General features: G+C 61.6%; 18 protein-coding genes and 1 riboswitch. Of the genes, 14 read left to right on the plus strand and 4 right to left on the minus strand.

Translation table 11 applies throughout. The annotated features are described in order from the left end of the window. Positions 1 to 77 precede the first annotated feature (77 nt). On the plus strand, positions 78 to 506 hold the full coding sequence (locus JQ863_RS16745) for a DUF1801 domain-containing protein (protein WP_204115476.1): 429 nt from the start codon (positions 78 to 80) through the stop codon (positions 504 to 506). A gap of 115 nt (positions 507 to 621) precedes the next feature. Then, positions 622 to 1,947: a glutamate--tRNA ligase gene (gene gltX, locus JQ863_RS16750; RefSeq protein ID WP_204115477.1), complete on the plus strand. Its 1,326-nt coding sequence runs from the start codon at positions 622 to 624 to the stop codon at positions 1,945 to 1,947. On the opposite strand, the gene JQ863_RS16755 is transcribed toward gltX, so the two are convergent. Further along, complete coding sequence (locus JQ863_RS16755) at positions 1,948 to 2,655, minus strand: glutathione S-transferase N-terminal domain-containing protein (protein ID WP_204115478.1); 708 nt, start codon at positions 2,653 to 2,655, stop codon at positions 1,948 to 1,950. It abuts the gene before it with no gap. Positions 2,656 to 2,697: 42 nt separating this feature from the next. Next, on the minus strand, positions 2,698 to 3,615 hold the full coding sequence (locus tag JQ863_RS16760; RefSeq protein WP_204115479.1) for an alpha/beta hydrolase: 918 nt from the start codon (positions 3,613 to 3,615) through the stop codon (positions 2,698 to 2,700). Between the two features lie 110 nt (positions 3,616 to 3,725). Continuing rightward, a riboswitch (SAM riboswitch) is annotated at positions 3,726 to 3,804 on the plus strand. Positions 3,805 to 3,867: 63 nt separating this feature from the next. Here JQ863_RS16760 and metZ point away from each other — a divergent pair. The 5 genes from metZ to JQ863_RS16785 all read left to right on the plus strand — a co-directional run bounded on the left by metZ (position 3,868) and on the right by JQ863_RS16785 (position 10,221). After that, a complete protein-coding gene (gene metZ / locus JQ863_RS16765) occupies positions 3,868 to 5,058 on the plus strand; it encodes an O-succinylhomoserine sulfhydrylase (RefSeq protein WP_204115480.1) in 1,191 nt (396 codons plus the stop codon). Between the two features lie 168 nt (positions 5,059 to 5,226). Further along, on the plus strand, positions 5,227 to 6,327 hold the full coding sequence (gene folE2 / locus JQ863_RS16770) for a GTP cyclohydrolase FolE2 (protein WP_204115481.1): 1,101 nt from the start codon (positions 5,227 to 5,229) through the stop codon (positions 6,325 to 6,327). A 76-nt stretch (positions 6,328 to 6,403) separates the two neighbouring features. Continuing rightward, positions 6,404 to 7,852, plus strand: coding sequence for a TrkH family potassium uptake protein (locus JQ863_RS16775; RefSeq protein ID WP_204115482.1), 1,449 nt, complete (start codon positions 6,404 to 6,406; stop codon positions 7,850 to 7,852). Between the two features lie 2 nt (positions 7,853 to 7,854). Next, complete coding sequence (locus JQ863_RS16780) at positions 7,855 to 9,489, plus strand: 5-guanidino-2-oxopentanoate decarboxylase (protein WP_204115483.1); 1,635 nt, start codon at positions 7,855 to 7,857, stop codon at positions 9,487 to 9,489. Positions 9,490 to 9,552: 63 nt separating this feature from the next. Further along, positions 9,553 to 10,221 carry a DUF924 family protein gene (locus JQ863_RS16785; protein ID WP_204115484.1) on the plus strand — a complete coding sequence of 223 codons (669 nt, stop codon included), beginning with the start codon at positions 9,553 to 9,555 and terminating at the stop codon, positions 10,219 to 10,221. A gap of 25 nt (positions 10,222 to 10,246) precedes the next feature. Here JQ863_RS16785 and JQ863_RS16790 read toward each other — a convergent pair whose 3' ends face one another. Then, positions 10,247 to 11,977, minus strand: coding sequence for a serine protease (locus JQ863_RS16790; protein ID WP_204115485.1), 1,731 nt, complete (start codon positions 11,975 to 11,977; stop codon positions 10,247 to 10,249). A gap of 152 nt (positions 11,978 to 12,129) precedes the next feature. Between JQ863_RS16790 and JQ863_RS16795 the strand changes: the two genes are divergently transcribed. Then, positions 12,130 to 13,059 carry a glycine--tRNA ligase subunit alpha gene (locus JQ863_RS16795; RefSeq protein ID WP_204115486.1) on the plus strand — a complete coding sequence of 310 codons (930 nt, stop codon included), beginning with the start codon at positions 12,130 to 12,132 and terminating at the stop codon, positions 13,057 to 13,059. A gap of 11 nt (positions 13,060 to 13,070) precedes the next feature. Here JQ863_RS16795 and JQ863_RS16800 read toward each other — a convergent pair whose 3' ends face one another. Further along, the gene (locus JQ863_RS16800; RefSeq protein ID WP_204115487.1) at positions 13,071 to 13,703 is read right to left on the minus strand and encodes a MarC family protein; all 633 of its coding nucleotides are present in this window, start codon (positions 13,701 to 13,703) and stop codon (positions 13,071 to 13,073) included. Between the two features lie 95 nt (positions 13,704 to 13,798). On the opposite strand from JQ863_RS16800, the gene JQ863_RS16805 reads away from it, so the two are divergent. From JQ863_RS16805 to JQ863_RS16830, 6 genes are all read left to right on the plus strand, one after another. After that, positions 13,799 to 14,323, plus strand: a complete 525-nt coding sequence (locus JQ863_RS16805) for a DUF6446 family protein (RefSeq protein WP_204115488.1) — start codon at positions 13,799 to 13,801, stop codon at positions 14,321 to 14,323. Positions 14,324 to 14,326: 3 nt separating this feature from the next. Then, positions 14,327 to 15,538 (plus strand): sodium/glutamate symporter, encoded by a 1,212-nt coding sequence (gltS, locus tag JQ863_RS16810; RefSeq protein ID WP_204115489.1) that lies wholly within the window; start codon positions 14,327 to 14,329, stop codon positions 15,536 to 15,538. A gap of 9 nt (positions 15,539 to 15,547) precedes the next feature. Next, positions 15,548 to 17,644 (plus strand): glycine--tRNA ligase subunit beta, encoded by a 2,097-nt coding sequence (glyS, locus tag JQ863_RS16815; RefSeq protein ID WP_204115490.1) that lies wholly within the window; start codon positions 15,548 to 15,550, stop codon positions 17,642 to 17,644. Positions 17,645 to 17,757: 113 nt separating this feature from the next. Next, positions 17,758 to 20,298: a pyruvate, phosphate dikinase gene (gene ppdK, locus JQ863_RS16820; RefSeq protein WP_204115491.1), complete on the plus strand. Its 2,541-nt coding sequence runs from the start codon at positions 17,758 to 17,760 to the stop codon at positions 20,296 to 20,298. A 139-nt stretch (positions 20,299 to 20,437) separates the two neighbouring features. Continuing rightward, a complete protein-coding gene (locus JQ863_RS16825; RefSeq protein ID WP_204115492.1) occupies positions 20,438 to 21,088 on the plus strand; it encodes a cell wall hydrolase in 651 nt (216 codons plus the stop codon). Between the two features lie 107 nt (positions 21,089 to 21,195). Further along, positions 21,196 to 22,116 (plus strand): dihydroneopterin aldolase, encoded by a 921-nt coding sequence (locus tag JQ863_RS16830; protein ID WP_204115493.1) that lies wholly within the window; start codon positions 21,196 to 21,198, stop codon positions 22,114 to 22,116. Positions 22,117 to 22,127 lie beyond the last annotated feature (11 nt).

Below are 22,127 nucleotides of genomic sequence, written 5' to 3' on the forward strand. Positions count from 1 at the left end.
TGACATCCAATGAGGCAACGATAGTGCGAATTTTCATGTCGGCTTTGGCGTTCACCAGAATGTGAAAGGGGAAACAGATGTCGGACAACAAGACCCAGCCCACAGCGGTCGACCCCGCCGATTTCGTCGCCTCGGTGGAACCACAGCGCCGCCGCGATGATGCCCGTGTCCTGCTGGACCTCTTTGATGATGTCACGGGCTTCGATCCGGTCATGTGGGGCCCGTCGATCATCGGCTATGGCCGCTATCACTATCGCTACGAAACCGGGCACGAGGGTGACTTCTTGGCCACCGGATTCAGCCCACGCAAAGCCAATCTCGTTCTCTACATCATGCCGGGGTATCAGCAGTATGACGAAATCCTCGCCCGGCTCGGCAAGTACAAGCTGGGAAAATCCTGCCTCTACATCAACAAGCTGGCCGATGTGGACCTCGACGTGTTGCGCGAACTGATCCGCACCGGCCTCGATGATCTCGACAGGATCTGGCCAGTGCACCCCGCCTGAAATTCCTCTTGCCGTAAATACCTCGGGGGTAAGGGGGCAGCGCCCCCTTTCCTGCTCTGGTTTCTGGACAAAACCCGCCAGTTGTGAGACAGCACCGCCAACACGGAGTATTCCCATGACCACCACGCGTTTCGCCCCATCCCCCACGGGCTATATACATGTCGGCAACCTGCGCACGGCGCTGATGAACTATCTCATCGCCAGGAAGTCCGGCGGCACCTTCATTCTGCGGATCGACGACACCGATCCCGAACGCTCGAAAGAGGAATATGTCGACGCGATCAAGCAGGATCTTGAGTGGCTTGGCCTGCACTGGGACCGGGTCGAGCGTCAGTCGCTGCGGCTCGACCGTTACGCTGAGGCCGCCGACAAACTGCGCGGGATGGGGCGTTTCTACGAGTGTTTCGAAACGCCGACCGAGCTGGACCTCAAGCGCAAGAAACAGCTGAACATGGGCAAACCGCCGGTCTATGACCGCGCGATGCTGAACCTGTCGGCAGAGGAAAAGGACAAGCTGCGCGCCGAGCGCGGCGACGGCCACTGGCGCTTCCTGCTCGATCAAGAGCGGATCGAGTGGACCGACGGCATCCTTGGCGATCTTTCCATCGATGCGGCCAGCGTCTCGGACCCGGTGCTGATCCGGGGCGATGGGCAGGTGCTTTATACGCTTGCCTCGGTGGTGGATGACACAGAGATGGGCGTCACCAATGTGGTGCGCGGTTCGGATCACGTGACCAATACCGCGACCCAGATCCAGATGATCGAGGCGCTGGGCGGCACGGTGCCCGCCTTTGCCCACCATTCGCTTCTGACCGGCCCGCAGGGTGAGGCGCTGTCGAAACGGCTTGGCACGCTGGCCCTGCGCGACCTGCGCGAGGCGGGGGTTGAGCCGATGGCGCTGATCTCACTGATGGCGCGGCTCGGCTCGTCCGATCCGGTTGAAATCCGCGCCAACCTCGACGAGGTGGCGGAAGGGTTCGATATCACCAAGTTCGGGTCTGCCCCGACCAAGTTCGATGTCGACGATCTTTATCCGCTGACCGCGCGCATCCTGCACGAGACGCCGCTAAGCGACGTGGCGGCGGACCTCAAGGCGGCAGGCGTGCCCGACGAACTGGCGGACAAGTTCTGGGCCGTGGTGCGCGAGAACATCACCACCCGCAAGGATATCGCCGGTTGGTGGGAGCTGTTTGCCAATGGTGCCGACCCGGTCATCGACGACGAGGACAAGGAATTTGTGGCACAGGCGATGACGATGCTGCCCGATGGCCCTTATGACAGTGACACCTGGGGCAACTGGACCGCAGCCGTGAAAGAGGCGACTGGCCGTAAGGGGCGGGGGCTGTTCATGCCGCTGCGCAAGGCGCTGACCGGGCAAAGCCACGGGCCGGACATGAAGGATGTCATGCCGCTTTTGCAGGTGGTCAAGGCCAAGGGTTGATCAGCCACGCGGCTTGAACAGCGTGTCCTGCGCGTTCTGATCCTTGCGAAAATCGCCACGTTTCTCGGCAAAAAGCGCGCGTCCCCGTTGAACACCGGGGCGCGCCGCCAATTCGTCCAGCCAGCGTTTCATGTGGGGTTTGTCGTCCAGCGTCTGCTGCTGGCCTTCCCACAAAGATGCCCAGCCCCAGATCGACATATCGGCGATCGAAAAGAAATCTCCGGCCACGTATCGGCTTTCCGCCAACCTCCGGTCCAGCACGCCGTAAAGCCGCGCGACTTCGTTCCGGTAGCGGTCCTTGGCATAGGGCAGGTCGTTGGGCGGGTCCATTGCGGGCGCGTATTTCAGAAAGTGATGCGCTTGCCCCGCCATTGGGCCGACGCCGCCCATCTGCCACATCAGCCATTCCTCGACCGCGATCCGGTCGCGTTCGGTGGTGCCGTAGAATTGTCCTGTCTTGCGGGCAAGATACATCAGGATCGCACCGCTTTCGAAAACGGAAACCGGCGCGCCATCCGGCCCGTCGGGGTCGATGATCGCGGGCATGCGGTTGTTCGGCGAAATTTTCAGGAAGTCCGGCTTGAACTGATCGCCCGCGCCGATATTCACCAGATGGGTGGTGTAAGGCAGCCCCATTTCCTCTAGTGCGATGGAGACTTTCCAACCGTTTGGTGTGGGCCAGAAGAAAAGCTCGATGGGCTGGGTCATAGGGTCATCCTGTCAGGTTCCGCCACAGGATGCCGATTTTTGCTAGCCCGGCAAGAGCGCGCGCATCCGTGGTCGAGCCGGGTCTGCGCCGCTTGCAGGCGCAGGCGCGACAAGGGCGCGGCGCAGTTGCGCCAGCGGCAGCGCCTCGGGGTCGCGGATCAGCGCCTGATACAGGGCAAACACGCCGGGCCGCAGATAAGTGGACCAGTGGCAGACGCGGTGCTGAGGTGGCGCGATTTCGATACCCAGACGTTGCAGCGCGGTCAGGGAATTGCGGCAGTCGATGCGCAGCGTCAGCGCATTGGCAAGGTCGATGCCGCGTCCCAATGCCCTATCACCTCGTTGTGTTGACCACATTGTTGTCTCGAAAAGCAGGTCGAAAAACCGGTTCTCGCCGCTGGTGACGTTGAACAGTTCGACCCCGTGCCCGCCTGCTGTTGCAAGGGCCGCCTGTGCCCGGCTTTGATGCACCGCGCCATTCAGCAGGATCAACCGCCGCACCGTTCCCGGCGCGACAAGGGGCAGGGCCGACAGCGCGACATGGGCGCCCAGAGAATGGGAGATCAGGTGAACCGGGCGGTCGGGCGCGTCACGGGCGATCAACTGCAGCAACCGCGCCAGTGCGGTCCCGGCCGCACTCCCGCGCCGGTGCGCCGCGCGCAGGCTGCCGCGTGCATTCCAGCCGAATGCGATGGCCAGTCCTTCGTCCGTGGCTCCACTGCCAAACCCAAGCGATTTCGGCCAGCTCAAGGCCCGTTCGCAGGCCATGATATCGTCCAGCGCGAAAATGTGGCGATGCGGGCAGTGAACCGGGTCATGGGGCCGGAACTTGTAGCCGTGGATCAGGATCACAACCGGCCCCTTGGCTTTCAGTGCGCGGGTCAGGGCAGGGGACAAAGGCTGGTGTGACCCGTGCAGGACCGGTGTGCTGTCTTCTGCATTGATCCGTATGACTGGCATGCGGCCCATCCACCATATCTTGTGGGTGACATGGGCCCAGAATGCAAAACCGGCATGAAGCGCCGGTTACAGTTGCGTGACGGTGTTGACGAAGATTTCCAACGGGCGTAAACGAATTTCGTGGCGATTTGTTACCGGATTGCGGGCCACGTAAAACAATTCCGCTAAAGAGGTCAGGATGAAGGAGCCCCTTTCGCTTGGCCGAAACGGGGCTTTTTTGTTGGGCGGATGACGCCCGGAACGGAGAATGACATGAGTGAGTGGAACACGCGCACCAAGCTGGTCCATGGCGGTACCCGCCGCAGCCAGTATAACGAGGTCAGTGAGGCGATTTTCCTGACCCAGGGCTTTGTCTATGAGAACGCCGAGCAGGCCGAGGCCCGGTTCATCGAGACCGGCCCGGACGAATTTATCTATGCCCGCTATGGCAACCCTACCGTCAACATGTTCGAACGCCGGATCGCGCTTTTGGAAGGGGCCGAGGACGCCTTTGCCACTGCATCGGGCATGGCTGCGGTCAATGGCGCGCTGACCTCGCTTCTGAAGGCGGGCGACCATGTGGTGTCGGCCAAGGCACTGTTTGGTTCGTGTCTTTACATCCTTGAAAACGTGCTGACCCGCTTCGGGGTCGAGGTGACTTTTGTCGACGGCACCGACCTGGACGCATGGCGCGCCGCGATGCGCCCGGACACCAAGGCGGTGTTCTTTGAAAGCATGTCCAACCCGACGCTTGAAGTGATCGACATTGCCGGGGTTGCCGAGATTGCCCATGAGGTCGGCGCCACGGTGATTGTGGACAACGTGTTCTCGACCCCGGTGTTTTCCAACGCGATTGCACAGGGCGCGGATGTCGTCGTCTATTCCGCGACCAAGCATATCGACGGGCAGGGCCGGGTGCTGGGCGGTGTGGTGCTGGGCACCAAAGAGTTCATTCGCGGCACCTTTGAACCTTACATGAAACACACGGGCGGTGCGCTGTCCCCGTTCAATGCATGGGTGCTTTTGAAAGGGCTGGAAACCATCGAACTGCGCGTGAAGGCGCAAGCAGAATCCGCACAGGCTCTGGCCGAGGCGCTGGAAGGCCATTCCGCGCTGGAGCGCACGCTTTATCCCGGTCTGGCCTCGCACCCGCAGAAAGACCTTGTGGCGCGGCAATTGGGTGGCAAAGGCGGCACGGTCCTGTCGCTGGACATTAAGGGTGGCAAGGACGCGGCGTTCCGGTTTCTGAACGCGATGCAGATTGCCGTGATCTCGAATAACCTTGGGGACGCCAAGTCGATTGCAACCCACCCTGCGACCACGACACACCAACGTCTGAGCGATGAACAGAAGGACGAGTTGGGGATCACCCCCGGCCTCATCCGTTTTTCGGTTGGTCTTGAGGATACTGGCGACCTTCTGGCCGACATTACCGCTGCGCTTGAGGCGTCGCAGGCGGTCTGACGCCGCTTTGATTTAGACAAAATTGGGGGCAGCAACCAATGAGTGCTGCCCTCCGTTCCGACTGCCTCCGAATGATCTGCGATGCCGTTTCCAGCGTATCTCACTTCGAAATTGGCAATTTCACGTGAGAAAGCATAAGTTAGAAGGGCCGCAGGAAAGGGCACGCGCATGAACATTCAAGTGACCAAAGGGGTGAAAGCCCCGAACCGGGACGATGCGGAACGGGCATTGGCCGAATTGCGCGCATGGGCGGAAACCGCGACCGAGGCCGAAATTGCCGCACTTGATCCGGCCGTGGCACGCCTTTTGCCGGGGCGGGAAGTGTCAAACTATCCTGATCTCAGCCGGACCTACCCAGAAGATTTTTCTGTGGATGCGGCCTATCGTGCGTCTCTGCCGGACTTGCAGAACGGCCCCGCCAGCCTGATCAAGGGTGAGAAGCAGCAGATTCAGCATGTCGGAATCTCGAATTTCCGCCTGCCGATTCGCTTTCATACCCGCGACAATGGCGACCTGACGCTGGAAACCTCGGTCACCGGCACGGTCAGCCTTGAGGCCGACAAGAAGGGCATCAACATGTCCCGCGTGATGCGGTCTTTCTATAAGCATGCGGAAAAGACGTTTTCATTCGACGTGATGGATGCTGCCCTGGCCGACTACATTACCGATCTTGAGTCAGTGGATGCGCGACTGCAGATGCGGTTCTCATTCCCGATGAAGCTCGACTCGCTGCGATCGGGGCTGTCTGGCTATCAATACTACGATTTCGCGTTGGAAAAGGTCGAAACAAATGGCCAGCGTCGTCGCATCATCCATTTCGACTATGTCTATTCCTCGACCTGCCCATGTTCGCTGGAACTCAGCGAACATGCCCGCCAGAACCGCGGCCAGCTGGCCACGCCGCATTCGCAGCGGTCTGTGGCGCGTATGTCGGTTGAGGTCCTGCCCGGCGATTGCCTGTGGTTTGAAGACCTGATTGACATGGCCCGCCGCGCGGTGCCGACCGAAACACAGGTCATGGTCAAGCGCGAGGATGAACAGGCCTTTGCCGAACTGAACGCCGCCAACCCTATTTTTGTTGAGGACGCAGCACGTCTGTTCTGCGAGCAGTTGAAGGCCGACCCCCGTATCGGAGATTTCCGCATCATCGCCAGCCACCAGGAAAGCCTGCACAGCCACGATGCGGTCAGCGTCCTGACCGACGGTGACCTGTTCGCCAGCGACAGCCTGGACCCGCGCCTGTTCGCATCACTGTTCCACGTCGGCTGATCCTGCCCCCACGCGTTGAGCCCTGTTTGCCGCTTCCCGCTTGACTTGGCCAATCGGTCAGGCCAACGCTGCACCCATGTTCGATCTGAGACCCGTGGGATATGTCGTCGGCCTTCTTGTCGCGATGCTGGGCCTGACCATGTTCCTGCCGATGCTGGTGGATCTGGTCGAGGGGCAGGGGCATTGGGGAACATTCTTCCAATCCGGTCTTTTGACCGTCATCACCGGCGGGTTGATCTCGCTTTCCTGTCAGTCGGGCAACCAGGAAGGGCTGACCATTCGCCAGACCTTCGTTCTGACCACGGGCGTATGGGTGGCGCTGCCGATTTTCGGCGCGCTGCCGTTTATGCTGGGCGAAACCGACCTGCGCTTTGTCGATGCCTTCTTCGAGGCGATGTCAGGTCTGACTACGACCGGATCCACGGTGATATCAGGGCTTGATGACCTGCCACGCGGGATCCTCTTGTGGCGCGGACTTCTGCAATGGCTTGGCGGGATCGGGATCATTGTCGTTGCGATGGTGTTCCTGCCCGAACTCAGGGTCGGCGGGATGCAGATATTCCGATCCGAAGCCTTTGATACGATGGGGAAAATTCTGCCAAGGGCGACGGCGATTTCGGGCCAGATCTCGGTCATTTATGTCGGGCTGACAGTGGCATGCGCGACGACTTACTTCATTCTGGGAATGCAGCCGTTTGATGCGATCGTGCATGCGTTGACAACCGTATCGACCGGCGGATTCTCGACCTATGATGCTTCGTTCGGGACGTTCTCGGGGCCGTTGGAGTATGTCGCATCCGTCTTCATGATCCTCGCAGCGCTGCCCTTCGTGCGTTATGTTCAGATGGTGAACGGCCATGCCACGCCGCTTTTGAAAGACAGTCAGGTGCGTGTGTTCCTGGCGACTATTGCGGTCTTGGTCTTTGTGTTTACCTTCATCCTGACCAGCATCTTCCCGCGTCATTGGGAGCATTCCTTCCGCGAGGCTTTGTTCAACATCACGTCGATCATTTCCGGCACCGGCTATGCCAGCGTGGATTACATGAACTGGGGCAGTTTCATTGTTACCATGTTCTTTTTCATAGGGCTGATCGGGGGCTGCGCGGGATCGACCGCCTGTTCGGTCAAGATTTTCCGCTATCAGCTTCTGTTCTCGGCGGTCCGGCGGCAAATTCAGACGATCCGCCATCCGCGGGGTGTGTTTACCCTGCGCTATCAGGGGCGCGCGGTGGGCGAGGATGTGTTGAACTCGGTCATGAGCTTCTTTGTCTTCTTCACCGTGTCGATGGGGCTTCTGGCGGTCGGGCTTGGGCTGACGGGGCTGGATTTCACAACCTCGATGTCCGGTGCGGCAACGGCGATTGCCAATATTGGACCGGGACTTGGCGACATCATCGGGCCGGCAGGCAACTTCGGTCCGCTCAACGACACTGCCAAGTGGCTTCTGATCGCGGGTATGCTGGTCGGAAGGCTTGAGATCATGGCGGTCTATGTCCTGTTCACCGTTCAATTCTGGAGGTCCTGACCATGGGCAAATCCGCGAAACGCCCCCCGGTTCAACGCCCGCTGGGGGCGCAGATTTCGCATATGCTGAAATCGCGTGGCGTCGACGTGATCTTTGGCATTCCCGGTGTGCATAACGTCGAGATGTATCGCGGCATCGAAGAGGCCGGGATTTCCCATGTGCTGGCACGGCATGAACAGGGGGCGGGGTTCATGGCCGATGGCTATGCCCGCGCGACTGGTAAACCGGGCGTGGCCTATGTCATCACAGGGCCGGGGCTGTGCAATATCATGACACCGATGGGGCAGGCTTATTCGGATTCGGTGCCGGTGCTGGTCCTGTCCTCTTGCCTTGACGAAACCGCCGCCCGGCGCGGTCAGTTGCACCAGATGCTGGATCAGGAAGCCGCCGCCGCCACGGTCTGCGACTGGAGCCACGAGGCACGCTCGGCCGAAGCCGCCTATGCGCTGATTGACCGGGCGCTGGCCGAGTTCGAAAGCCAGCGCAAGCGTCCCAAACACATCCAGACGCCGATTGCGTTGCTTGGTGCAAACGCCGATCCCGCGCCGGATGTTTCCAGGGCAGAGCAGAACGGACAGGCGGGGCCGCCCGACCTGATAGGACTGGAAAAAACACTTGCCGGTGCGTCCAGGCCCTTGTTCATCTTTGGCGGCGGTCTGGCGCAGAACGGCGGGCAGGGGGTGACCCCGAACGAGGTCTTTGTCCGTGACCTGATCCGGCGCAGTGGGGCGGCGGCGTTCTGTTCCTATGCCGGCGGAGGACTATTGTCGCCCGAGGACCCGCTGAGTTTCGGCTGTTATCTGGGCCGGCCGGAAAGCGCGCGGATCATGGCCGAGGCCGATCTGGTCATCGCAATCGGCACCGAACTGTCCGAATGTGACCTGTGGCGCAACGAGCTTGGGCATCAGGGAACGCTTGTGCGCGTCGACATCGACCCCGAGGTTCTGGCCGATGAACATCGCGCCGAGGTCACGATCCGCGCTGATGGCATGGCCGTGGTGCAGGCGCTTCTGGACAAGCTGCCCGGCGAAACCGCCCAGCCGAAGTGGAACGTGGCCGAAATCGCGGCGGCCAAGGCCCGGTGGCGCGCGGAAACCGACAGCGAACGGCCGGGCATTGCCGACATCTGCGATGCGCTGGCCGAGATCATGCCCGATGACGCCATGATCTTTTCCGACATGACCCAGTTTGCCTATGTCGCAAAAGAGGTCTGGGACATGCCGCGCCCAGGTCACTGGCATCACCCCACGGGATTTGGCACGCTTGGTTATGCACTGCCCGCAGCCATTGGCGGGGCGGTCGCGCGACTGGGCAAACCGACCGTGGCCATCGCCGGGGACTACGGGTTCCAATATACCGTGCAGGAACTGGGCACTGCGGTCGAACTGGGCCTGCCCCTGCCGATCCTGCTGTGGGACAATGCCAAGCTGAAAGAGATCGAGGATAGCATGGTCGAAAGCCAGATCGCCCCAAATGCGGTGATTGCGCAGAACCCGGATTTCCTGAAACTGGCCGAAGCTTATGGCGCCTTTGCCGAGGAACCGCAGAACCTCGCGGCTCTGCAATCCGCCGTTCTGAAGGCGTTTCAATCCGACCGTCCGACCCTGATCCGCATGACGTCTGATTTGACGGGCTGAAGTTTTCGGCCATTTGTTAGCCGTTCGTGCTACCCTGTCCGAAAGAGTTGTCGCGGAGGGGACATGGCCAAGTCAAATTTCGACCCACAGGTGGTGCTGGACCTGTGGTTCCCCGCAAGCGGCCATGAAAAGACGATCGAAACCCATGGCGCATTCTGGGACGAACGGATGCAGGGTGGAATGGATCAAACTATCATCGCAGAGTTTGCCGACCTGACCGAAGCTGCGGCGACCGGGCAACTGGATTACTGGGCCGACTCAGCACGCGGACGGCTGGCGCTGTTGATCGCGCTCGATCAATTCCCGCGTTCATTGTGGCGGGATACGCCGGCAGCCTTTGCGCAGGACATCAAGGCGACTCGTCTGGCGCTTGAAGGGATCGAAAACGGCGATTTTGATCGGCTTGAGCCATGGGAACAAACGTTCTTTGTCATCGCGATCAGCCATTGCGAAGGGCCGGATCATTTGGGACGCATGCGTTTCCTCGACGCGATCGTCGAACGTATCTGCGACCGGATACCCGAACAACTGGCCCCGATGCGGCAGGGCTTCCGCGACCAACACGCGCGCGTGACGGGGATCATCGCCCGTTTCGGGCGACATCCGCACCGCAACCCGATCCTTGGCCGTCCCTCGACGCCCGAGGAACTGGCTTACATCGAGACCGGGGACTTCCCACATGTCCGGCGGGTAGAAAAAGACGCCGCCGATGTGGAATCGGCGGCGTCCTGAGATTTTTTGGTTTTGTGGTTCGCCGTTACCAGCAGCTGACCAGAACGGTCATTCCGCTGGCCAGCGTGGTCAGGTCCTCGGGCGCCATGGCCCCCGCCGACTGCGCCGCCTCGGGCTGCACGCCTGCTGCTTCCAGCGCGGCGATGATGGCATCAGACCCGGCCGCAAAACGCACATCGGCGGGCAACTGGCGCCCCGCGGCGCTCTCCGGCAGCAACATCCCAAGCACGGACCCACCGGCATCGAGAACCGGGCCGCCGGCGTCACCCGGCAGGGCGTTCAGGGCCAGCCGCTTGAGACCCGGTTCGCCGTTCAGCCCTTTGACATCGGCAAGCGTGCCGAAGGTCAAGGTCGGTGCGCCAAGGGCGCCCTCGAACGAATACCCTGCGACTGCCACGTCCGATTGCAACCGTGCCTCACCCAGTAGAAGCCCCGCGACGCCCATCGGCGCAAGCTGCTGCTTGGGGCGCAGAACGGCGATGCCGCTAGCTTCATCCAGCGCCGCGATTTCGGCGTCAAAGTCGGTTTCGACGGTGATCTTCTGACAGCTGGCCACGGCTTCGGCCGTGGTGACAACCATGCCCGACGCATCGGCGAAGAAACCGCTACGCGACAGTTTCGGGCGGCGGATTTCAAGCCCGGCCAACAGGTTGATGTCTTGGGCCGCGTTGCTGCCTGCCGCCGGATCAAGCACGCCGTCGATGCGGGTGAATGACGCCTTCATTTCGGACAGGATGCGGCTGCGGCGTTCCTCGTCCCCTGCGGGCCAAACCAGCGTGAACCCCTTGATCCGGCCATCGTCCAGCGTCACCTCGGTGTGGCTGACGATACGGCCGTCGCTGCCGGTCAGAAGGAAGCTGTCCTTGCCGCGCTCGCGTTCACCATTCAGAGGCACGATCTCAAGCGTCTGCATGATGTCGTAAAGGCCGAACAGGGTGTTTCGATCCCCGGCCTGGCTGATCATCAGAACCTTTGCTCCAGGGACGGTGCCGGTTGCGTCGAAGTGAACAAAGGGAAACTCGGTGGCGCCCTGGCTGACCGCCCCCATCGGCACCAGCATCTCGATCCCGGCTGTCAGGTCACTGACCCGGCGCAGGTCCATGCCTTCGAGAACCGCGAAATACTGCGCCCGCAACTCGGCCCGCTGGCCGGTGGTCAGAACACCGGTCGGTTCATAGTTGTTGGCCTCTTGCCAGGCCGCCATCGAGCCGCGGGTGCCACGGCCAAATGCGCCATCAATGGACGAGTTGTAAAACCCGGCCCATTGCAGCCAGACCTGCAGTTCCATCCGCTCTTCGCGGGTCAATGCCGCCTCGCTATCGCGGGCTTCACGTACGGTTTCATCAGCCGGGCGGGGCCCGGTTTCGATCACTCCGGTTGTTTCGACCGTGGTGTCGGGGACTGATGCCGGAACGCCATTCAGCACATTTGCGCCCACTGGCCAGAACTGGCTTTGGTAATCTGCCTGCGTGGTGATGAACGCATCGCGCGGGATGATCCGTTCTGCGGTATAGACCTGCAGCACGTTTTCGGCATCAGCGCGCGAAAACGGTCCAAGCGCAATGGCATACCAGCCCCCGCCCATCGAGAAGCCGTTAACGTCCTGCAGATCGGTGCCGTACAGCTGGGCCCGTTCAGTGGCGATGGTCAGGCTGGGTTGGGCCTCGATCTGGACAAAAGCCGTGTCCTCTTGTGCCGAAGCCGCCCCGACCCAAAGGAGAATCGAAAAAATGAAAGACCAGAAAATACGCGTCATATTGGGAAGTGCCCTTAGAAAGTCTTGAATTGCTCGTTTGCCCTTATCCATAACAGAAATTGCCCCGGACGCACCCCCTTTTCAACGGCCCATGATTGACCCCGGACCCCCATCCGCATAGGTACTCCGGCGACACCAAAAAGGGTAAGCGTATGTCCGAGCAAGGCAACAAACCGAAATGCTTTCAGGAAATCATCCTGCGGCTTCAGACCTATTGGGCTGAAAAGGGCTGCGCGGTGATGCAGCCTTATGACATGGAGGTCGGAGCGGGCACGTTCCACCCGGCGACAACCCTACGGTCACTTGGGTCGAACCCCTGGGCGGCGGCCTATGTCCAACCCTCGCGCCGCCCCACCGACGGGCGCTATGGTGAGAACCCGAACCGGCTGCAGCACTATTACCAGTACCAGGTGCTGATCAAACCCTCGCCGCCCGACCTTCAGGCGCTTTACCTGGGTTCGCTCGAGGCGATCGGCATCGACATGGAAATGCATGACATTCGCTTTGTCGAGGATGACTGGGAATCACCGACGCTGGGTGCCTGGGGGCTGGGCTGGGAAGTCTGGTGCGACGGGATGGAAGTCAGCCAGTTCACCTATTTCCAGCAGGTCGGTGGCCATGACTGCAAGCCTGTCTCGGGCGAGCTGACCTATGGGCTTGAGCGGCTGGCAATGTACGTTTTGGGCATCGACCACGTCATGGACATGCCCTTCAACGCGCCCGATGCACCGATCCCGCTGACCTATGGCGACGTGTTCCGGCAGACCGAGCAGGAATACAGTCGCTGGAATTTCGATGTCGCCAATACCGAGGTGCTTCTGAAACAGTTTGAAGAGGCGGAAGCCGAATGCGAAGCGATCCTGTCACAGGAAGAAGTGGACCCCAAGACCGGCAAGCGCATCATCATGGCGCATCCCGCTTATGACCAATGCATCAAGGCCAGCCACCTGTTCAACCTGCTGGATGCGCGTGGCGTGATCTCTGTCACTGAACGTCAGGCCTATATCGGGCGGGTGCGCGCCCTGGCCAAACGCTGTGCCGATGCCTTCGTTCTGACCGAGGCCGGGGGACACGCGGCATGATTGCTCCGGCCTCAGGCGAGGCCGGGCAGAAGCTCCCGCAATCCGTCTGTCATCATGGCCACGGCAATTGCCGCCAGGATCATCCCCATCAATCGGCTCATGATGACCCGCGCCGTGGCGGAAAGCCGTTTGCCAAACAGGGCTGCATTGAACAGGGTCAGCGCAAGAATGGCGATGATGATGGCAAAGACACCGGCGAAAGCGACCTGTTTTTCGCGCGTGTCGGCGGAATGCGCAAATACGATCAGAGTTGCGATGGTGCCGGGGCCAAAGATCATCGGGAAGGTCAGCGGATAAAAGGCGATCGAATCCGGGTCGGGAAAGGTCTGTTGCTCGGCTTCCGTGCCGCTATGGGCACTGTTATCGTCACCGTTCAGCATATTCAGGGCAATCAACAGAACCACCAACCCGCCGGCGACCCGGAAGTCGTCGACGCTTATGCCAAACAGGTTCAGGATCGCGGAACCGGCCAAAGTGAAGGCAAGCCCCAGGATCACGCAATAGATCACCGCCTTGATCCCCACCCGCCTTTGCTGTTCGACCGGAATGCCGTCGGTCATGCTAAGGAAGATCGGCAGCACCATGAACGGATTCATGATCGCAAAAAGGGCGCCGAAAAAAGTGATCGCAAAACTTGTATCCATCGGTTGCCCTTACCTATCCAGCCGCTGACAGCCAGGCCAGAGTGGGTGAAACCCGCCCTTTTGAAAACCCCCGAACTGCATGTAGGAGTAGTGGGATGAGCGGAAAAATTGCCGGAGGTATCATTGTGTTGACCGCCCTGATCGCCGGAATCGCGATGTATTACCTTCAGGTCTACGCCTTTTATGACGAGGTGCAGGCCACTGGGCAGGATGACGTCCAGCTGACCGTGCTGGCCAGCGGGTTGCCCGAGCCGATCCTCTATGACGGGTTCCGTGCCATCGACTCGGACTCGTCCCCGATCCGCTATCGGGCCTGCTTCACCACGCCGCAAACGCTGGCGATGATGACCGAGACCTATCAGATCCACGAGCATCCCGAACCGCTGGTTGCGCCGGGGTGGTTTGACTGTTTCGACGCCAAGGCGCTGGGCAAGGCGCTGGAGGACGGGCAGGCCGTGGCCTTCATGGGGGTCGAGAATGTCGAATACGGCATCGATCGGATCGTTGCGGTGATGCCGGATGGCCGGGGCTTTGCCTGGCACCAGATCAATGAATGTGGCGAGGTTGTTTTTGACGGTAAACCCGCGCCAGAGGGCTGCCCGCCCAAGCCCGAGGACTAAGTTTTGCCGACGCCCGTCGACATCCCCGACCTGTTGACAGCGACCATAGGTTTCGCGGTTTTCCTGCTGGGTGCGCAGCTGACCCGGCGCGTCGCCGTGCTGCGCGAATTCAACATCCCAGAGCCGGTGACGGGGGGGCTGATCGCGGCGGCGGTGTTTGCAATTGTCGCTGCGCTCTACAATGTTGATTTCGTGTTCGACATGGCGTCGCGCGACATGTTCCTTGTGACCTTCTTTGCCGCCATCGGGCTAAACGCGCGCCTGTCGGATCTGGTTTCGGGCGGCAAGCCGCTGGTGATCCTCTTGATCCTGACCTTCATGATCATTGCGCTGCAATGCGTGGTCGGCATCGCCGGGGCGGAACTGTTTGGCCTTCCGCCCAAGGCAGGCGTCCTGATGGGGTCGGCCTCGCTGATTGGCGGTCACGGCACGGCCATTGCCTGGGCGCCGGAAGTGGCCGAGGTCACGGGGCTGGGCAATGCCGCCGAACTGGGCATCGCGGCGGCGACGCTGGGGCTTGTCGTGGCCTCGCTGGTGGGTGGCCCGGTGGCCCGTCACCTGATCGGAAAATACAATCTCACCCCGGCGCGCCCCGATGAGGAACATACCGTCGGGATCGGTTACAAGGACATCCCGGCGGACAAGCCGATCACCCATATCAGCCTGATGCAGGTCATGCTGGCGCTGAATATGGCCATCATTGGCGGCTATCTGTTGCAGGATGTGATTGCGACGGCGGGGCTTAAACTGCCGCTGTTCGTGCCCTGCCTGATCATGGGGATCGTGATTGGCAACGGGCTGTCGCTGTTGCTGCCAGGGCGGGCCACGGTGTCGCGCACGCCGACCCTTGCGGTGGTGTCCGAGTTCTCGCTGGGCGCGTTTCTGGCGATTTCGCTGATGACCATTGATTTCGGCGCGTTGTCCGGTCTGGGCCTGCCGCTGGCGGTGGTGCTGGTGGTGCAGACGCTGGTGGCGGTTCTGTTCGTTCTGTTAATCCTGTTTCCGCTGCTGGGGCGCGGCTATCGCGCCGCCGTGCTTGCCGCCGGGTTTTCCGGCTTTGCGCTGGGGGCAACGCCCACCGCCATCGCCAACATGACCGCCGTGACGAAAAGATACGGGCCTTCGCCTGTTGCCTTTGTGGTGCTGCCACTGGTAAGCGCCTTTTTCGTGGACCTTGCCAATGCGGTTGTGATCCAGGCAATCGTGAATTTCTAAGGACGTGACATGCCCGACCTTCTGATCGAACTCTTTTCCGAGGAAATCCCCGCCCGCATGCAGGCGCGTGCCGCCGAGGACCTGAAAAAGCGCGTTACCGATGGGCTGGTCGAGGCCGGTCTGACCTATGCCCATGCCCACGGTTTTTCCACGCCGCGTCGCCTGACCCTGGCGGTCGAAGGGCTGCTGGCGGAAAGCCCGACCGTGAAGGAAGAACGCAAGGGCCCGAAGGTTGGCGCACCCGAGAAGGCCATCGAAGGTTTCCTGCGGGGTGCAGGTCTGACCGCCGACCAATTGGAAGAACGCGACACCCCCAAGGGCGCGGTCTATTTCGCCTCGATCACCAAGCCGGGCCGCCCGGCGGCCGAGATCGTCGCCGAGGTGCTGGAAGACACGATCCGCAATTTCCCGTGGCCCAAGTCGATGCGCTGGGGCGCGGGTCAGCTGCGCTGGGTACGGCCCTTGCACTCGATCCTGTGCATCCTGACGGATGAGACCGGGCATTCCGTTGTGCCGATGGACATCGACGGCATCAAAGCAGGCGACACGACCGAGGGCCACCGCTTCATGGGCGCGGGCCGCTTTGCCGTCACCGGGTTCGAGGATTATGCCGCCAAGCTGAAACGCGACCACGTGATCCTGGATGCCGCCGAACGCGCCGAGGCGATCTGGAACGACGCCACCAACATGGCCTTTGCCCATGGGCTGGAGGTGGTTGACGACAAGGGCCTTCTGGCCGAGGTCGCCGGGCTGGTCGAATGGCCCGTCGTGCTGATGGGCGACATCGCCGAGGATTTCCTCGGCCTGCCGCCCGAGGTGCTGCAAACCTCGATGAAGGAACACCAGAAGTTCTTCTCGGTGAAGAACCCCAAGACCGGCCGGATTGAGAAATTCATCACCGTGGCGAACCGCGAAACGGCGGATCACGGCAAGACGATCCTCGCGGGCAACCAGAAGGTTCTGTTCGCGCGTCTGTCCGATGCAAAATTCTTCTGGGAGAATGACTTGCGGGTCGCCAGGACAGGTGGCGCGGCATGGCTGGAAAGCCTGAACAACGTCACGTTCCACAACAAATTGGGCAGCCAGGGCGACCGCATCAACCGCATCGCGGCGCTGGCGCGCGAAGTGGCGCCGGTGGTCGGGGCCGATCCCGACCTTGCGGAACAGGCGGCGCGCTGGGCCAAGGCGGACCTGTCGTCGGAAATGGTCTATGAATTCCCCGAACTTCAGGGCCTGATGGGGCGTTACTACGCCGAGGCTGCGGGCCTGCCGACCGAGGTCGCCGGGGCCGCGCAGGAACACTATTCACCACTGGGTCCGTCCGACGACGTGCCAACCGCCCCGGTCTCGGTCGCCGTGGCGCTGGCTGACAAGCTGGACACGCTGACCGGCTTCTGGGCCATCGACGAGAAACCCACCGGGTCAAAAGACCCCTTCGCCCTGCGCCGCGCCGCGCTGGGGGTGATCCGGTTGGTGCTGGAGAATGGGTTGCGGGTGGAGTTGAACCAATTGCATACCAAGGCCAATGAAATTGCGGGGCCAAGAGAAAACTCGTCAGGCGAACAATCCTTTGCCGATGTCAATGAACTGCGTGGCTTCTTCCACGACCGCCTGAAAGTCTATCTGCGCGATCAAGGCATCCGCCATGACGTAATCGACGCCTGCATCGCCATGCCTGGCAATGATGACATTAACCTTCTGGTCAAACGTGCGACTGCGCTTCAGGCTTTCCTTGGCACCGATGATGGCGAGAACCTGCTTCAGGGTTTCAAACGCGCCAACAACATCCTGACGCAAGCCGAGGAAAAGGACGGGGTGGAATACTCGTTCGGCGCGGATGTGAAATTTGCCGAAGCGGATGAGGAAAAGGCGCTGTTTTCCGCGCTGGAAACGGCCGGGGCCGCGATCTCGTCTGCGATTGAGCCCGAAGATTTTGCCGGGGCGATGACCCACATGGCCGCGCTGCGTGCGCCCATCGACGCCTTCTTCGAGGCGGTGCAGGTCAATGCCGACAACGACGTGGTGCGGCGCAACCGGCTGAACCTGTTGGGGCGCATCCGCCAGATCTGTCTTGGCGCTGCCGACCTCACCCGGATCGAGGGCTGAAACCGCTCTGACAAGGTGACGCTACGGCACGCGCGAAGGTGTCGCGCGTTGCCACCTTTCGCTTGCCTGCCGGGTATTCCCTTATATTCTGCGGGGCAAGGAAAGGTGCCGCAGTGCAGCAAGACAACCCCGATATCACCCTGATCACCCCCACCGCTCCGGTGGCGACTGTAACCCATGGCGGGCGGGCGAAATGCCTGCAACGGCTGGTCCGGCTGGACCTTCCCGTGCCCAAGACCGTGGCGTTGTCGTTTGACGAGGTGCATCGTATCGCCGCTGGCGAAATGCCTGATATTTCAGGGCTTTTGTCGACCTTCGACGCCGGCGGGCTGCTCTGTGTGCGCCCGTCATCCGAAGACCCCGATTGGGGCGGTCCGGGGGCTGTGCTGAATATCGGGCTGAACCAGAAGAAATACAGCGAGCTTTGCGACAACATCGGACACACCGCTGCCAAGGCGTTGTTCCTGCGGTTCATTCAGTCCTATTCGATCAACATCGCCCGGCTTGACCCAGACATGTTCGACGACATCCGCCTTCGTGACGAAGATGCCATCGAACGGGCGCTGGAAGCCTATGAGGACGAGGCCGAAGAGCCGTTTCCGCAGGACACCGCCACCCAATTGACCGAGGTGCTGCGCTCGATGGCGCGCGCGTGGGAGGGCACATCGGCCCGCCTGTTGCGGCAGGCCAAAGGCGCACCTGCCGATGCCGGTCTGGGGCTGGTGGTGCAGGACATGGTTCTCAGCATCGGGCAGGGGGAATGCGGTTCGGGCGTGTTGCAACTGGTCAATTCGATGACCGGCGAGGAACAGATCACCGGGCGGTATCTCAGCCAGGGGCAGGGGCGTGACGCCCTGCAAAGCGGGGCCGAGGCGCTGTTTCTGACGCGGGACGACCGTGGACCGTCGCTGGAAGAGGCCGCACCGGAGGCATTCGAGGCCCTGAAGGTGCATGCGGCCCTGATGCGGCAGCGCCTGCGCGAGGAAATGCAGATCGAGTTTTCGATCGAGAACGGTCATGTGCATATCCTTGATGGGGTGCGGGTCCAGCGATCGGCGCGGGCGGCGGTGAAAATCGCGGTGCGGTTGGCCGAGGACGGGATCATCCCGCGCGAAGAGGCGTTGATCCGGGTCGAACCGCGCGCCCTGAACGAAATGCTGCACCGGCAGGTCGACCCCGAGGCACCGCGCGACGTGATCGGCAACGGCATCGCCGCCAGCCCCGGCGCGGCAACGGGCCGGATCGTCTTTTCCGCCGCCGAAGCGCAAGCCAGCGCCGCGCGGGGCGAAAGCTGTATCCTTGTGCGCCGGGAAACCAGCCCGTCGGACATTCGCGGCATGCATGCCGCTGCTGCCGTTCTGACCGAAAGGGGCGGGATCACCAGCCACGCCGCCGTGATTGGCCGTGGTCTTGGCCTGCCTTGTGTGGTGGGGGCGTCGTCCATGCGGTTCCAGACCCGCAAGAAGGTGCTGACATCCCCAGACGGGCGCAGCTTTACCGAAGGCGACGTGATCACCGTCGACGGCAGTTCTGGCGAGGTTCTGGCCGGTGAGCCACCGATGCTCGAAGCGGCGCTGGACGATGCCTTCCAGACGCTGATGGCATGGGCCGACGATGCCCGCGACATCGGGGTGCGCGCCAATGCCGACACCCCCGCCGACGCCCAGACCGCCCGCAATTTCAACGCGCAGGGCATCGGGCTGTGTCGGACCGAACACATGTTCTTCGAGGCTGACCGCCTGACGGTGATGCGCGAGATGATCTTTGCCGACAGTGCGCAGGACCGCCGCGCCGCGCTGGATCAGCTGTTGCCGATGCAGCGCGACGACTTCAAGGAACTGTTCCGTATCATGGAGGGGATGCCGGTCTGCATCCGCCTGTTCGACCCGCCGTTGCATGAATTTCTGCCCTCGGACCGCACCGGGCTGCGCGATCTGGCCGACGCGCTTTCCCTGCCGCTTTCGACTGTGACCCGCCGGGTTGAGGCGCTGGGCGAGTATAACCCGATGCTGGGTATGCGCGGCGTGCGGCTGGGGATCACGGTGCCAGAAATCTATGACATGCAGGCGCGCGCGATCTTCGAAGCCACGATCGAGGCCAGCCGAGAGGGGGCGCCGGTGGTGCCCGAGATCATGATCCCGCTGGTATCGGCCAAGCGCGAGGTCGAATTGGTCAAGACCCGGATCGACGCCGTGGCCGCTGCCGTCCGAACCGAGCGCGGCGTCAACTTCGACTATCGGCTTGGCGTGATGGTAGAGACCCCGCGTGCCGCGCTGCGTGCCGAAGATATCGCGCCGCATTGCAACTTTTTCTCTTTCGGGACAAATGACCTGACCCAGATGACCTATGGGCTGTCGCGTGACGATGCAGGCCGGTTCATGTCACCTTATGTTCAGCAGGGTGTTTTCCCCGAAGATCCGTTCCACACGCTGGATGCGGACGGCGTTGGCGAACTGGTGAAGCTGGGGGCGGAACGGGGCCGAAAAGCACGTGCCGACCTGACGCTTTCGGTCTGTGGTGAGCATGGCGGCAGCCCGGAATCCATCGCTTTTTGTCGCAGTGTCGGCATGGATTACGTGTCCTGTTCGCCATTTCGGGTGCCTGTGGCCCGTCTTGCCGCCGCGCAACTGGCGATTCGCGACAAGATCGGGTAGGCGCTTCGCGCAAATCGCCAAGATATTGCCCGATTTGGGCCAAAAATCCGCCATTCTGGACGTTTGCGACCTTTTCGTTTAAGAACCGCCGAAATTCGGACGTGGGAGGGGTCCGTACTCACCGAGTACGAGGTTCAAAATGCGCCATTTGTTGATTGCACTACTGATTGCCGGCGGACTTGCCGGGACCGCCGGGGCCGAGGTCGGCCGCGATGCCGTGACCCGTGGCGAAGCCGTCGACACACAGGTCACCGATGTTCCGTTCAAGACCCATCTGAAAAAGATGTTCGGTCTCAAACCGAAGGTGCCGGAAGTCAAAAGCTATAGCCGTGCCTGGGTCGATTCTCTGCCCAAGGTCAAAGATCGCAACGACCAGTGGCAATGCCTGGCCGAAGCGCTGTATTTCGAAGCGCGCGGCGAAAGCGTCAAAGGTCAGTTTGCCGTGGCCGAGGTGATCCTGAACCGCGTCGATCACGGGCTGTATCCCGACAGCGCCTGTGGTGTGATTCTCCAGGGCACCCAGTCGGGGCGTAAATACCAGTGCCAGTTCACCTATAACTGTGATGGCAACAAGAACCGCATCCACGAAAAGGCCGCTTATGAGCGTGTCGGCAAGGTGGCGCGGCTGATGCTGGACGGCGCTCCGCGTGAGCTGACCAATGGGGCGACGCACTATCACACCAAGGCTGTGAACCCCGCCTGGAGCCGCACTTTCCGGCGCACGGCAACCATCGGCGTGCATCATTTCTATCGTCAACCGCCGGTCCGGTTGTCACAAACAGAAGAATAATCCCCTGATATCTGCCGCGTTCGGGCCGCGGATTGCCGCGTCCTGCGCTGTCCTTTTGTGCCATACTTGCCTATGCTGCGGCGACCCTGACCAAACGGAACGCGCGCATGTCCAATGAAATCCGCCTGGCTTTTGCCCATCCCAGCGAACGCGCCGCGGCCACCGCGCCGGACAATCCGCTGGACCGGATTTCCCTGCGCGATCACATCGTAGAAGTCGAAATCGGTGCGTTCCAGGCGGAACGCGGCGCAACCCAGCGGGTCTGTTTCAACGTTGTGGTCGAGGTGCGCCCGCAAGGGCCTCTGGTCGAGGACGATGTCGACCGTATCCTGTCCTACGACAAGGTGACCGAGGCGATTGCGCATGAACTGGCCGCCGAGCGTCTGAACCTGCTTGAGACTCTGGCCGAGCGGGTCGCGGAACGCATATTGCTGGAACCGCAGGCAATGCGTGTCTTTGTCCGTATCGAAAAACTTGATCGCGGCCCCGGTGCGCTTGGGGTCGAGATCGTGCGTGCCCGTGCAGGGGCCGTGCCTCTGGCGGTTGCCGGGGAAAAACCCCATCCGCGCTGTGTCTTCCTGTCCAATGCCGCGATTGCGTCGGACCACCTGACGGGCTGGATTGATCAACTGGCCGAAGATGGCACGCCGCTGATCTTCTGTGTCGGTCCGGCCGACCTGCCTGCCCCGCAAACCCCGGTGACCCAGGCACAACGCCGGATCGACCTTCTGGCGATAGAACAGAACGCCTGGGTTCTGGCCGGGCGCGATCCGCGCTGCGTCGTGGTAAACAGCCGGACCGAGATTGACTGGGCCATGAAGAATGGACAGATCTGTGTCTGGGCACCGTCCAAGATCGTGCTGGACTCGGTCGATACGCCCTCGGTCGAGCCGCGCGATGCCGTGGCGCTGGCGCTGTGGTTTGCCGGTGAGGTCGAGGCGCGGCGCTTCTGGACCATCGGCGAAACCCCGCCTGAAGGGGCGGAAATCCCGGTGCGTGGCGTGAGTCTGGACGAACAGACGCTGTGAACCCCTTGTCA

This window comes from Shimia biformata, from assembly GCF_016888515.1.
GTDB lineage: Bacteria > Pseudomonadota > Alphaproteobacteria > Rhodobacterales > Rhodobacteraceae > Shimia_A > Shimia_A biformata.